Raw genomic sequence first — 12,048 nt, forward strand, 5'->3', positions numbered from 1 at the left:
TGCTACGACGTCTGCCCGGTGAAGATCAACATCCCCGAGATCCTTGTGCACCTGCGCGACGAGGACGTGCGCACCCGGCACGGCGAGCGCTCCGACGACGGCGCCGCCGCGGCACCCGCCCGGACCCGGCGCCTGCCGCAGGCCCCGTCCGAGATGGACCTCATGATGAAGGGGGCCTCCTTCGTGATGTCCTCCGGCAGGCGCATGGCGCTCGCCGAGAAGGCGCTGCCGCTGGGCCGGGCCGTCGCCGGCAGGGACCGGGCGATCAGCTGGCTGCCCGGAACCGCCGGGGGATGGACCGACGAGCGGGACATCCCCGCCCCGCCCAAGGAGTCCTTCCGCAACTGGTGGGCCCAGCACGCCGGCGAGACCGCGCAGCGGGTGGCCGCCGACGGCGGCGCCGTCTCCGACGGCACCCCGTCCGGCGCCCCCGGTGCGACGGCCGGGACCACGTCCGACGGCGCCACAGCCGGCACCACGTCCGACGGCGCCCCGGACGGGACCGCCCGCGGCCCGCAGGACGCGGCCCGGGAGAACACGCAGCACGACGGGGGAGAGCGATGACCGACGCGAAGACCGAGATCCTGAATCGGATCCGCGGCGCCCTGCACGACACCCCGGCGCCCGCGCCCGCGGAGCGCCGCTACCGCCGGGCCTCGGAGCGTCCGCGCGAGGAGGTCGTCGAGATGCTCGAGGACCGGCTGGTCGACTACCGGGCCGCCGTGCACCATGAGACCCCCGAGTCCCTGCCGGGCAGGATCGCCGAGCTGCTGGGCGCCTCGGCCCGCTACGTGGTCCCCGCCGGCCTCGACCTGTCTTGGCTGCCCGAGGACACCGCCGCCCGCCGGGCGCTGGCGGACCCCGGCGATGCCCGGGCCGCGTCCGCGCTGGGGGTGCGGGAGCTCAATGCCGTGGACGCCGTGGTGACCTCCTCGACCGTCTCCTGCGCCGAGACCGGCACGATCTTCCTCACCGGCCGTCCCGACGAGGGCCGCCGGGCGATCAGCCTGGTCCCCGACCACCACATCTGCGTGGTGCCGCTGGACACGGTGGTCGAGCTGATCCCCGAGGCCCTGGCCCGGGTGGAGCCCACGGCCCCGGTCACGATGATCTCCGGGCCCTCCGCGACCTCGGACATAGAGCTCGAGCGCGTGGAGGGCGTGCACGGGCCCCGGACGCTCGACGTGATCCTGCTCGGCTGAGCTCCGGCCCCCACCCGTGCGGCGGTTCGGGGCCGTGCACCTGCTGCTCCGTGCGGTTCCCGCTCCGAGTGGGCCCTGCTCCGTTCAGTGCCCGATGAGTGCGGTCCCTGCTCCGTGCGGTCCTCGCTCCGTACAGTGGTCGCTGTCGGACGAGAAACCTCCGGCCGGGCGCCCGAGGGAGGAGCCGGGCGCGGACCCCGCGAGAGGAGCAGCGATGCGACGGATCCTGGGACGTCCGGTGGACGAGCAGACGCGGTGCGTGCACTACCGGACGCCGCTGGATGTGATCGCGATCAAGTTCTGGTGCTGCCGGGAGTACTATCCTTGTCACTTGTGCCACGAGGAGACCGCCGGCCACCCGGCGGCGCAGTGGCCGGCCGAGGACCACGACGCCGAGGCCGTGCTCTGCGGGGTGTGCGGACACGAGCTCTCCGTCCGCGCCTACCTGGCGGCGGACGGGTGCCCGCGGTGCGCGGCACGGTTCAACCCCGGGTGCGCCCTGCACGCCGACCTGTACTTCGAGCCGGGACCCCGGGACTGAGCCCCATCGGCCCCGTGCCCCTCGGATCCGGGACGTCCCGGGCCGGTGGGCTGTGCCTCCGAGCGGCACCGGGGCACGGCGACGTCCGGGGACCGGCGCGCACGACGAGGAGAGGAAGGCGTCCACGGTGTCGATCAAGCACCCGCTCCGCAACCGGCCGCGCCGGGGCGAGCCTGCCGCACCGTCGGCGCCGGGCACGCAGCGCTCGGGCATCCGGCTGAGCGGGGTCACCGTCACCCGGGAGGGCCACGACGTCCTGACGGACCTGGACCTGTCCCTGGACGAGCACCGCATCGCGGTGATCGGGCTCAACGGCTCGGGCAAGTCCACCCTGGTGCGCCTGCTCAACGGCCTGCTGCTGCCCACCCGCGGCACGGTCCACGTGGACGGGCTGTCCACCGCGAAGGACGCCAAGCTCATCCGGCGCCAGGTCGGCTTCGTGTTCCAGAATCCGGAGAACCAGATCGTGATGCCCCTCGTGGACGAGGACCTCGCCTTCGGGGCGAAGAACCTGGGCCTGCGCGGGGCCGAGCTCACCGCGCGGGTCGACGGAGTCCTGGAGCGGCTGGGCATCGGCCACCTGCGCGAGCGGGAGTCCCACGCCCTGTCCGGGGGCGAGAAGCAGCTGGTGGCCCTGGCCTCGGTGCTGGTCATGGAGCCGTCCACGATCGTCTTCGACGAGCCGACCACCATGCTCGACCGGCGCAACCGGCGCCGGCTGCAGGCCACCATCGACGGCCTCGACCAGCGCGCGGTCGTGGTCACCCACGACCTGGACCTGATCGAGAACTACCAGCGGGTCCTGGTGGTGCACGAGGGCCGGATCGCCTTCGACGGCGCCCCGGAGCCGGCCGTGGAGTTCTACTGCGGGATCTGCGACCGGTGACCGGTCCGCAGCGCATCGGGCCGCTGACCCGGATCCCGGCCGGGTGGAAGTTCGCGTTCCTGTTCGCGGCCAGCCTCGGCATCTACGCCGTGACGGACCTGGGAGTCCAGGTCGCGGTGTTCGTCCTGGCCGTGGCCGCCGCGGTGCTGACCCGCACCCCATTCGCCCGCCTGGTCCGGATGCTGGCGGGGCTGGTGCTCATCGTCGGGATCGTCTTCGTCACCCTGGGGTTCAGCACCACCTGGGAGGCCGCGTCCGTGGCGGCCCTGCGGCTGCTGAGCCTGTGCCTGTTCGCCTGGGCCGTGAGCCTGTCCACCACGTTCGGCGAGATGCTCTCCCTGTTCGAGCGGCTGCTGGCCCCGACCCGGCACCTCGGGCTGAACCCGGCCCAGATGAGCCTGGCCCTGTCGATGACGATCCGGTTCATCCCGCAGATCCGCGGCCAGTACCTCGAGGTCCGCGAGGCCCAGTTCGCCCGCGGCCTGCACAACAGCCCGCTCGCCGTGCTGGTGCCGCTGCTGGTGCGCACCCTGGAGTCGGCCCAGCAGATCGCCGCCGCCCTCGACGCCCGCTGCTACGACTCCGCGCCGCCCCCGCGTCGCGCCGCGGTCGCGCCCGACTGACCTGTCCCGTCCGCTGTCTCCCAGCGGCCGGGCCCACCGGCCCGGCCCCGACCCGAAGGACCTCATGACCACCAGGACCCCGACCACCACGACCTCCCGGACCGCCGACACCTCCCAGAGCACCCAGAACACGGTGCTCGTGGCGGTGTTCGCAGCCCTGATCGCCGCCCTGGGTCTCGTGCCGCCGATCACGGTCGGGATCGTCCCGGTGCCCATCACCCTGCAGACCCTCGGGGTGATGCTCGCCGGCGCGCTGCTCGGGCCGGTGCGCGGCATGCTCTCCGTCGTCGTCCTGCACGCCCTCGTGCTGGCCGGACTGCCGCTGCTGGCCGGGGGCCGGGGCGGGCTCGGGGCGTTCCTGGGCCCGACCGGCGGCTACCTGGTCGGCTGGATCCCCGCGGCACTGGTCATCGGCCTGCTGGTCAAGTACTGGGCGATCCGGCGCACCGGCCGCACGGCCCGCTTCGCCGCCGTGCTGCTCAGCGTGGTCCTCGGTGGCATCGTGGTCATCTACGCCTTCGGCGTGCCGTGGACGGCCGTGGTCACCGGGCTGCCGCTGGCCACCTCCGCCCTGGGCTCGCTCGTGTTCGTTCCCGGGGACCTCCTCAAGGCGGTCGTGGCGACCCTGGCCGCGATCAATGTCCACCGCAGCTACCGCCGTCTCCTCGGCGGGGTGCCGGCCGCCGGCCGCTGACCGCCGGGGGAGCGCCGCCCGCTGCTGCGATCGCGACACCCTGCGCACGGCTCAGCACCGCATTCGCACCGTGGGACCACCGACGAGGACGAGGACATGCCCTTCCTGGACCGCCTGAACCGCTGGGCCGACGAGCGCCCGGACGAGCCCGCCGTCGTCTGCGGAGGCGAGGAGCTGAGCTGGAGCGAGCTGCGGGCGCAGGCCTCGGCCCTGGCGGCCTCCGGCGAGGCCACGGGCGTCCTGCGGCAGGGCAACGGCACCGACTTCGCCGTCCGGTGGCCGCGGGCGTGGCCGAGGAGCGCGAGTGCGCCGTCCTCGACCCGTCCTGGCCGGAGGAGGTGGCCGAGCGGGTGCAGGAGCGCTGCGCGGACCGGCTCTCCGAGCACCCGGCCCCGGCGCGGCTGCGCGACGGCGACCCCGCCTCGGCCTTCCTCATCGGCCTGACCTCCGGCACCACGGCCCTGCCCAAGGGCTTCCGCCGCAGCCGCGGCTCCTGGCTGCACTCCTTCGAGGCCTCCGCCGAGCACTTCGGCCTGGCACCGCAGGACCGGGTGCTGGCCCCCGGCCCGCTCTCGGCGAGCCTGAACCTTTACGCCCTGTCGGAGTGCCTGCACGCCGGAGCCACGTTCGTCACCCTGCCGCGCTTCGACGTGGCGGCCGCCCGCGCCGCGATCAGCGGGCACGGCGTCACCCGTCTGGTGCTCGTGCCCACGATGCTGCGGGTCCTCGCCGAGCGCGGCCCGGCCGGCGGTGCCGACGCGAGCGGGGTGAGCACGATCGTGTGCGCCGGGCAGAAGCTGGACCCCGGCACGCTGGCGGCGGCCCGCCGCTGGGCGCCGCGCGCCATGATATGGGAGTACTACGGCGCCGCGGAGCTCGGCTTCGTCGCTGCCCGCTGCCACCCGGCGGGCGAGGCCGTCCCCGAGGCTGCCAGCGACGCCGGCACCGCCGTGGGCACCGCGTTCCCGGGGGTGGAGCTCGCCGTCCTCGACGACGACGGCGCCCCGCTGCCGGAGGGGACGGCCGGGACCGTCGCCGTCCGTTCGGAGCTAGTCTGCGACGGCTATCTCTGGGGCGACGACGGCCGGGCCTTCGGCCGGCTCGGCGGCATGGCCACCGTGCGGGACCGGGGCGTCCTGCGCGACGGCGGGCTGCACGTGCTGGGCAGGGCCGCGGAGATGATCAACAGCGGCGGGCACAACGTCTATCCGCACGAGGTCGAGGCGGCCCTGGCCGTGGTGGCGGGAGTGGCCGGCGTCGTCGTGGTGGGGCTTCCCGACGACGCCCGCGGTCAGCGGATCGTGGCCGGGATCCTCCCCGTCCGCCCCGGCGGACCGGACCGGCTCCGGCTCCGCGCCGGGCTGGCGAGGCGCCTGGCGCCGGCCAAGCGCCCGCAGCAGTACCTGGAGCTGCAGGAGCTGCCCCTCACCGCGGCCGGCAAGCTCAGCCGCTCGCTGCTCCGCGACTGGATTCTCGAAGGAGACCCCCGTGCCCGTCCCCTCGGCTGATGCCCCCGTGCTGGTGCTGGGCCGGCGCACGCCCCTGGCCCGGGCCGGGACCCTGCTCGACGGCGTGCCCGTCCACCGGCTGCTGGCCCCGGTGCTCCGGTCCCTGCTGGCGGACTCCGGGCTGGATCCTGAGCACCTGGCGGACGTGGTGGTCGGCAACGCCGTGGGCGCCGGGGGCAATCCCGCCCGGCTCGCGGCGCTGGAGGCCGGTCTGCCGCTGTCCGTGCCGGGCCTCACGGTGGATCGGCAGTGCGGTTCGGGCCTGGACGCCGTGGTGCTGGCCTGCCGGCTCGCCCAGGCCGGGGCCGGCCGGGCCTTCCTCGCCGGCGGGGCGGAGAGCATCAGCACCGCACCGCTGCGCGGACGACGACGCCAGGACGGGGGAGTCGAGTTCTACCGCCGCGCCCAGTTCGCTCCGGAGCACCTGGGCGACCCGGACATGGGTGCGGCCGCCGAGACTGTCGCGCTCGAGCACGGGATCGGCCGGGAGCGGCAGGACGCCTATGCGCTGCGCAGCCACCGGCGGGCCCTGGCCGCCGCGGAAGCGGGAGCGTTCGAGGACGAGCTCGTGCCGGTGGCCGGACCGGCTGGGGAAGTGCAGGCCGACAACGGCCCGCGGCCGGCGCTGACCGCGCGGCTGCTGGCGCGCTTCCCTGGCGTGTTCGAGGCCGGCGGGACGGTCACGGCCGGCAACTCCTGCGGCGACGCCGATGGGGCGGCCGCCGTCCTCGTCACCGACCCTGCCACGGCGCAGGGCCTGGGTGTTCCGGCCGGACTGGCCTTCCGCGGCGCGGCCACGGTCGGGGTGGATCCGGCGCGCCTGGGCATCGGGGCCGCCGTGGCCGCCCGGCAGCTGCTGACGGCGCAGGGCGTGCCCGTGGACCGGCTGGCGGCGGTCGAGTTCAACGAGGCCTTCGCCGGGCAGGTCCTGGCCTGCACCGACCTGCTCGGCCTCGACGAGAGGGTGCTCAACGCCGAGGGCGGCGCCCTGGCCCTGGGCCACGCCTACGGCGCCTCCGGGGCAGTGTCCGTGGTGCGTCTGCTCGCCCGTTCGCGGGCACTGCCGCCGGGGAGCCTGCTGCTGGCGATGATCAGCTCCGCCGGCGGCATCGGCACGGCGGCCATGTTCGAGAAGGTTGCGCTCTGACCGGGGGCCCCGTCCTGAGCTACCGACCCGTCATGGCGCGGGGACCTCGGGCTGCCCGGAGCCGAGACCTGCCGGGGCCTCCGGCCGATCTCGTGTCGCTCAGCGGGTGCGCTGCGCCGCCGGCCGTTCCGTGCTGTCCAGGGCGGGGTAGGACGGCCCGTGCTCGCCGAGCACCATCAGCCCGCGCCGCACGTTGTAGTACACGTCCCGGAGCGTCCAGCTGCGCAGGGCCGTGCGCTCCCGCCGCGGGACGGACTGCCGGCCCACGGTGGCGAACACGAAGAGCAGCGCCAGGAGGTAGAGTCCGCCGACCATGAGGAACTCCTTCTCGCGACCATCGTCGCGTAAGGGTCTAAACTGTTGACGACACTCACGCTAGTCGTGGAGAGGATAAGTAGTCAAGTGCATTTTGCCTATGACACTGAAGACGTGCTCGAGTCCGACGTGGCGCTCATGAACACCGCGCCGGGAGCGTCGCGCTCCGGGGAGGACGAGCTGGTGACCACCGACCAGCTGCGGGTCCTCCTGGAGGAGCACGGCTGGTCGGGACGCTTCGACCGCGACGAGCAGGAGCTGGCCGAGGTGCGCGAGGTGCGCCGCGAACTGCGGCGGGTCTGGGCCCTGGACCGGGACGCCATGGTGGACGCGGTCAACGCCGTGCTCGACACGACCGAGCTCGCCCCCCACCTCGCCCGGCACGACGGCAAGGACTGGCACCTGCACGCTTCGCCCTCGCACGCCCCCCTGGCTGCCCGCCTGCGCCTGGAGACGGCGTTCGCGCTCGTGGACGTGATCCGTGCCGACGAGACGGACCGGCTGCGCGAGTGCGGGGCCGAGGACTGCGACGGGGTGCTCCTGGACCTCTCCCGCAACCGCTCCAAGCGCTTCTGCAGCCAGCGCTGCGCCAACCGCACCAACATGACCGCCTACCGCCGGCGCCAGGCCGGCGACACCGACGACCGCCCCGATCTCGACGACGGGCCCTAAGCCGGCCGGGCTGACCGGCCGGCGCGGCGGGCGGGGCGTCGTCGTCGTCCGTCATGGACCGCGCCGCCGGACGCTCATTTCCATGTATTCCTATCGAGCTCTTCCTAAGCTGACGGAGTGAAGGAATCCTCGCTCGTCGCCGTCGTGTTCGTCGCCACCCTCGCCCTGGGCGGGGGCACCCTCGCGGCGCAGATTTCCTCCGAGTCGGCGGAGGAGACTCAAGTTGCCGCGCCTCCGGAGTGCACCGTTCTGGACCGGTCCCAGCTGGAGCCCGAGACCGGTGCCCTCTACGGCGTGAACCTCGACTGGGAGGACCGCTCGCTGGCCGACTACGCCGAGCGGCTGGAGCACAAGCCGGCCGTGTCCGTCTCCTTCACCGGCTTCCCCTACGACGAGCAGGGGGCCGGCTACCTGCGCATGGCGGCCGATCAGATCCGCGCCGACGGCCAGATGATGCTGCTGACCCTCGAGCCCGAGGGCGGGCTGTCCGAGGTGACCGAGGAGGCCGCGCAGGAGCTGGCGGCCGATCTGGCGGAGGTCAACGCCTCCGGAGTGCCGGTTATCGTGCGCTTCGCCCACGAGATGAACGGCTCCTGGTACGCCTGGGGCCAGCAGCCCACCGCCTACGTGGAGGCCTACCGGCGGGTGGCAGACGGGGTGCACGAGCAGGCACCTGGCTCGGCGATGATGTGGGCGCCGAACTACGGAGGTGGCTACCCGTTCGCCGGTGGGCAGTACGAGGCTGAGCCCGGTACCGCCGACTTCGCGGTCCTCGACACCGACGGGGACGGCGTGCTGACCATGGCCGACGACGCGTACGCCCCGTACTACCCGGGCGACGACGCCGTGGACTGGGTGGGCATGTCCCTGTACCACTGGGGCTCCGCTCACCCGTGGGGCGAGAACGAGCTGCCGGAGGACGGCAAGTTCCTGCAGCAGCTCACGGGCACCTACGCCGGGGCGGGAGGCGACGACCGCGCCGTGGCCGACTTCTACGCCGAGTACGGGCAGCGGCGGGGAAAGCCCGTGGCCGTCCCGGAGACCGCCGCTCTGTACAACCCGGCCGAGGGCGGCGCCGACGAGCTGGCGATCAAGCAGGCGTGGTGGGGCCAGGTCTTCGACGAGTCGATCCCGGAGAACTTCCCGCAGCTGAAGATGATCAGCTGGTTCGAGTGGGACAAGCACGAGGTGGAGATCGACGGACCCGTGGACTGGACCACCACCAACACTCCCGCCGTGCGGGACGCCTTCACGGCCGACCTGCCCGGCTGGCTGCGCTGGGGCCCCGAGGAGGGCTGCACCGCGCCAGCCTCCTGAGCTGCCTGCGGGCCGGACGCTTCAGGAGCACACTGACTCCATGAGGATGATGCTGCTGACCTCCGGCACCCGCGGGGATGTGGAGCCGTTCGCCGCCCTGGCCCGTTTCGCCTCCGAGCACGGGCACGAGGTCCGGCTGGGCGTGCCCGAGAACTCCGGGGTGGACCTGTCCGGCCTCGACACCGTCGGTCTCGAGGTGGACTTCCACCGGCTGGTCCAGACGCACGGGATCTCGCCGTGGACGGCCGTGCGGCACTTCCGCACCGAGGTGGGCCCCGGCATGCGCCGGATGCTGGCCGCCGCGGTGCGGGAGACCCTCGCCTTCGAGCCGGACGTCGTGGTCCGCCACGCCAAGGTGCTCACGGCGCCGGCGGCGGCGGACGCCCTGGGCGTTCCGCACGTGGTGGTGGAGGCCGTGCCCGTGCTCACGCCCACCCGGCAGTTCCCGGCGCCCGGCGTGCTGAACCGGGACCTCGGCCGGTTCAACCGCGCGACCTATGCGGTGGCTCGCGGTGCCGAACGAATGTTCCGCCGCGACATCGAACGGGCGTGCGCCCAGCTGCCCGGTGGCGTGCCGGCCTCCGTGTCCGCCGCGGCCGCAACCCTGCTGCCGATCAGTCCGCAGCTGCTGCCGCGCCCGGCCGACTGGCCGGCCTCGGTGCACCTCACCGGGTCCTGGCACTCCGACGGCCCGGTGCCGGTGCTCGATCCGGACGTGCTCGAGTTCTTCCGGGGCGGGTCGTACCTGGTGGCGACGTTCGGTTCCATGGCCTCCGGGGACCCGCAGGCCCGGGGGAGGGCCGTGGTGGAGAGCGCCCGGACCCACGGGCTGCGCACTCTCCTGCTCACCGGATGGGGCGGGCTCGCCCTGCCGGACGACCTCCGGGGCGACGACGTGCTGGCCGTGCCATCCCTGCCGCTCGACGCGGTGCTGCCCGGTGCGGCGCTCGCCGTCCACCACGGCGGGGCCGGGACCGTGCACACGGTGGCCCGCGCCGGCGTCCCGCATGTGGTGGTGCCGTTCCTCGCCGACCAGCCGTTCTGGGGCCGGCAGCTCCACGGGCTCGGGCTCGCGGCCGCGCCGATCCCGCAGAAGAAGCTGACCGTGGAGCGGCTCACCGCGGCGATCGACGAGGCCCTGGGGTGCCGTTCCGCCGCCGAGCGGGTGGGTCGTGAGGTGCGGACGGAGCACGGCCTGCGGACGGCGCTGTCCGTGCTCACGTCCTGGTGATCTCCGGACGGCGGCAACCCGGTGTAGTTTGCGTCTGGAAACACCTTGTCGCCAGGCGTCCGGCCCGGTGCGCCGAGGAGCAGGGACCCCCATGGACGGCGATGAGACGGCAGAGCGCACCCCGGTGCTGGAACGGCTGAGGGGCGTGGCCCGCACCGACGCGCGGGACGGAGCGGAGGGCGCCCAGGAGCTGGAGCACGCCCTCGCGTTCCTCGGGGAGCTCGACCTCCGGACGCTGCGGGAGATCGAGCTGGAGCTCGCCCGCCCGGACAGCATGATGACCAGGCCGGGCGGGGGAGCCCACGGTGGCCTCGCGGCCTTTCTCGGCACGCGCTACGCCGCGGCGTTTCCCGCCTCCCGCTACCGACCGAGCACGCCGGTCCCACAGATCCGGGCCCGGCTGCTGGACACGCTGGTCTTCCGGGAGATCCGGATGGCCCACGGCACCACGATGTTCGACCGGTCCGTGCGCGGGGTCCAGGAGGCCCTGGGACTGCCTTCGCAGGAGAGTCTCGCGGAGACGGGGTTCGCGGAGTACGGGGCGGCGAGCGTGTTCCTGCTGCTCGACATCGCGGCGTCCCTCGCCACCGTGCAGCTCAGCAGGACCTCCGCCCACATCACCGCGTCCATGGGCTACTCGGGAATGGACGCCTACGCAGACGCCCTCGACGCCTGCCACTTCATGACCACTCCCTTCGCCCGGCACCTCCTGCGGTCCCGGCCAGAACCCGACAGGCTGGTGACCCTGGCGGCGCGCGGGCGGCTGGACGCCTACGGGATCTCGCCCACCGACCTCGACGGCGACCGCCTGCGGACCGAGCTCTCGAAACTTCGGGACCGGCTGTCGGAGCTGAGCAGTGCGTACACCTCCTGGGGACCGACCGGGGACGCCGCCCGGCGGCAGCCCCCGCCCACCGCGGGGCGGGCGGACGCGGCGCGGACGTCCTTCGTCGTCTCCGGTCGGCCCGGTCGGCCCCGGACCGCCGGCGAGGCCGAACAGAACCACCTGTCCCACAGGGGCTGGACTCTGTGGGTGCGCGAGCACCGGACTCAGCTGTCGACGGCGCTGGCGATCGTTGCCATCTCGGTCTTCTGGTGGTCGGCTCGGGCGGTCTCCCTGGAGCTCTCGGGCAGGCTCATCGTTCTCGCCGGCCTGATGGGAGCCGTCGCCGGCGCTGCCCTGGCCGCACTGCTCGAATCCCGGGCGCAGGCCTTCTTCCGGGCCGCCGAGGGGCTCAGCATGTACACGGTGCTGCAGGGCCGGCGGGACGCGCCGTTCCTGCGCGCCCTGCGGTCGCTGCGCCCGGACCTCTTCGTCAGTGCTCGGCACGCTGGTCTTCCCCGGCTCGTCACCGTGGTGGTCGAGCGCAACGGCGTCCTGTTCCTGGGCCGCGGCGCGCGCCCCCGCGTCGTGGCGGCGTTCCACTGGGTGCACGTCCGGCAGATCACGGCACCGGAGGGTCCGCCCGGGACGTCCCGCCGGCGAGCGCACCGGGTGGCCTACGTCGTCGGCAGGGACGGGGCCGAGATGGCGCTCGGCCTTCCGCTCGAGCGGGCGAAGGTGGCCTGGACCCAGCGCAGCTACCTCGAGAACAAACCGCTCGAGGCGGTGCTCTCACTCCTGCAGGGCTTGCGGCACACCTGGGCGCTGCCCCCGCTCGGCGCACGCGATCACGGTGACACCTCCGAGCGTCTGCGCCTGCTGAGCGGCGCCGACGAGCTGGCCGGCACCCGGTGGGAGCAGGAAGCCCTCGACTGGGAGTTCGGCCCCCGTCCGCCGCTGGAGCTCGCCGGTGCCGCCGCGGCACGCCGGGAGCAGTTGGTGCTGGGATCAGTCGTCGTGGTCATGGCGCTCGGGTGCGTGCTCGTCCCGCCGCTGCTGGCCTGGCTCGTCAACTGATTCCGGTGGTCC

Annotated in this window: 13 protein-coding genes; 12 read left to right on the plus strand and 1 reads right to left on the minus strand. The window is 73.9% G+C overall.

Annotation, left to right across the window (positions count from 1 at the left end; all coding sequences use genetic code 11):
- The 8 genes from AVL61_RS00175 to AVL61_RS00210 form a co-directional block, all read left to right on the plus strand.
- On the plus strand, positions 1 to 564 hold a 564-nt coding region (locus AVL61_RS00175; RefSeq protein WP_157571232.1), incomplete at its 5' end, for a lactate utilisation protein LutB domain-containing protein.
- Complete coding sequence (locus AVL61_RS00180) at positions 561 to 1,202, plus strand: LutC/YkgG family protein (RefSeq protein ID WP_058872363.1); 642 nt, start codon at positions 561 to 563, stop codon at positions 1,200 to 1,202. The genes AVL61_RS00175 and AVL61_RS00180, both read left to right, overlap by 4 nt.
- Positions 1,203 to 1,416: 214 nt before the next feature.
- Complete coding sequence (locus AVL61_RS00185; protein WP_058872364.1) at positions 1,417 to 1,743, plus strand: CHY zinc finger protein; 327 nt, start codon at positions 1,417 to 1,419, stop codon at positions 1,741 to 1,743.
- Positions 1,744 to 1,870: 127 nt separating this feature from the next.
- Positions 1,871 to 2,629 (plus strand): energy-coupling factor ABC transporter ATP-binding protein, encoded by a 759-nt coding sequence (locus AVL61_RS00190; protein WP_082696858.1) that lies wholly within the window; start codon positions 1,871 to 1,873, stop codon positions 2,627 to 2,629.
- A complete protein-coding gene (locus AVL61_RS00195; protein WP_058872365.1) occupies positions 2,626 to 3,252 on the plus strand; it encodes an energy-coupling factor transporter transmembrane component T family protein in 627 nt (208 codons plus the stop codon). Before AVL61_RS00190 ends, AVL61_RS00195 begins: the two co-directional genes overlap by 4 nt.
- Before the next feature lie 64 nt (positions 3,253 to 3,316).
- A complete protein-coding gene (locus AVL61_RS00200; protein ID WP_058872366.1) occupies positions 3,317 to 3,946 on the plus strand; it encodes a biotin transporter BioY in 630 nt (209 codons plus the stop codon).
- A 287-nt stretch (positions 3,947 to 4,233) separates the two neighbouring features.
- Positions 4,234 to 5,454, plus strand: coding sequence for a class I adenylate-forming enzyme family protein (locus AVL61_RS00205; protein WP_331457089.1), 1,221 nt, complete (start codon positions 4,234 to 4,236; stop codon positions 5,452 to 5,454).
- Entirely contained in the window at positions 5,435 to 6,601 is a 1,167-nt protein-coding gene (locus tag AVL61_RS00210; RefSeq protein ID WP_058872367.1) for a thiolase family protein, read from the plus strand. Before AVL61_RS00205 ends, AVL61_RS00210 begins: the two co-directional genes overlap by 20 nt.
- A 99-nt stretch (positions 6,602 to 6,700) precedes the next feature.
- Here AVL61_RS00210 and AVL61_RS00215 read toward each other — a convergent pair whose 3' ends face one another.
- A complete protein-coding gene (locus tag AVL61_RS00215; protein WP_058872368.1) occupies positions 6,701 to 6,916 on the minus strand; it encodes a hypothetical protein in 216 nt (71 codons plus the stop codon).
- An 87-nt stretch (positions 6,917 to 7,003) separates the two neighbouring features.
- On the opposite strand from AVL61_RS00215, the gene AVL61_RS00220 reads away from it, so the two are divergent.
- The 4 genes from AVL61_RS00220 to AVL61_RS00235 all read left to right on the plus strand — a co-directional run bounded on the left by AVL61_RS00220 (position 7,004) and on the right by AVL61_RS00235 (position 12,036).
- Positions 7,004 to 7,588 (plus strand): CGNR zinc finger domain-containing protein, encoded by a 585-nt coding sequence (locus AVL61_RS00220; RefSeq protein ID WP_231738216.1) that lies wholly within the window; start codon positions 7,004 to 7,006, stop codon positions 7,586 to 7,588.
- Between the two features lie 117 nt (positions 7,589 to 7,705).
- On the plus strand, positions 7,706 to 8,905 hold the full coding sequence (locus AVL61_RS00225; protein WP_058872369.1) for a glycoside hydrolase family 26 protein: 1,200 nt from the start codon (positions 7,706 to 7,708) through the stop codon (positions 8,903 to 8,905).
- Positions 8,906 to 8,945: 40 nt separating this feature from the next.
- The gene (locus tag AVL61_RS00230; protein WP_058872370.1) at positions 8,946 to 10,136 is read left to right on the plus strand and encodes a glycosyltransferase; all 1,191 of its coding nucleotides are present in this window, start codon (positions 8,946 to 8,948) and stop codon (positions 10,134 to 10,136) included.
- Positions 10,137 to 10,227: 91 nt separating this feature from the next.
- The gene (locus AVL61_RS00235) at positions 10,228 to 12,036 is read left to right on the plus strand and encodes a hypothetical protein (RefSeq protein WP_058872371.1); all 1,809 of its coding nucleotides are present in this window, start codon (positions 10,228 to 10,230) and stop codon (positions 12,034 to 12,036) included.
- Positions 12,037 to 12,048: the final 12 nt, after the last annotated feature.

Source organism: Kocuria rosea subsp. polaris (assembly GCF_001483755.1).
Taxonomy (GTDB): domain Bacteria; phylum Actinomycetota; class Actinomycetes; order Actinomycetales; family Micrococcaceae; genus Kocuria; species Kocuria cellulosilytica.

Bases quoted from the DNA above. Each gene is read 5' to 3' on its own strand.
- AVL61_RS00180 (WP_058872363.1), top strand. From the start codon at position 561: ATGACCGACGCGAAGACCGAGATCCTGAATCGGATCCGCGGCGCCCTG.
- AVL61_RS00185 (WP_058872364.1), top strand. From the start codon at position 1,417: ATGCGACGGATCCTGGGACGTCCGGTGGACGAGCAGACGCGGTGCGTG.
- AVL61_RS00215 (WP_058872368.1), bottom strand. From the start codon at position 6,916: ATGGTCGGCGGACTCTACCTCCTGGCGCTGCTCTTCGTGTTCGCCACC.
- AVL61_RS00235 (WP_058872371.1), top strand. From the start codon at position 10,228: ATGGACGGCGATGAGACGGCAGAGCGCACCCCGGTGCTGGAACGGCTG.
- AVL61_RS00230 (WP_058872370.1), top strand. From the start codon at position 8,946: ATGAGGATGATGCTGCTGACCTCCGGCACCCGCGGGGATGTGGAGCCG.
- AVL61_RS00200 (WP_058872366.1), top strand. From the start codon at position 3,317: ATGACCACCAGGACCCCGACCACCACGACCTCCCGGACCGCCGACACC.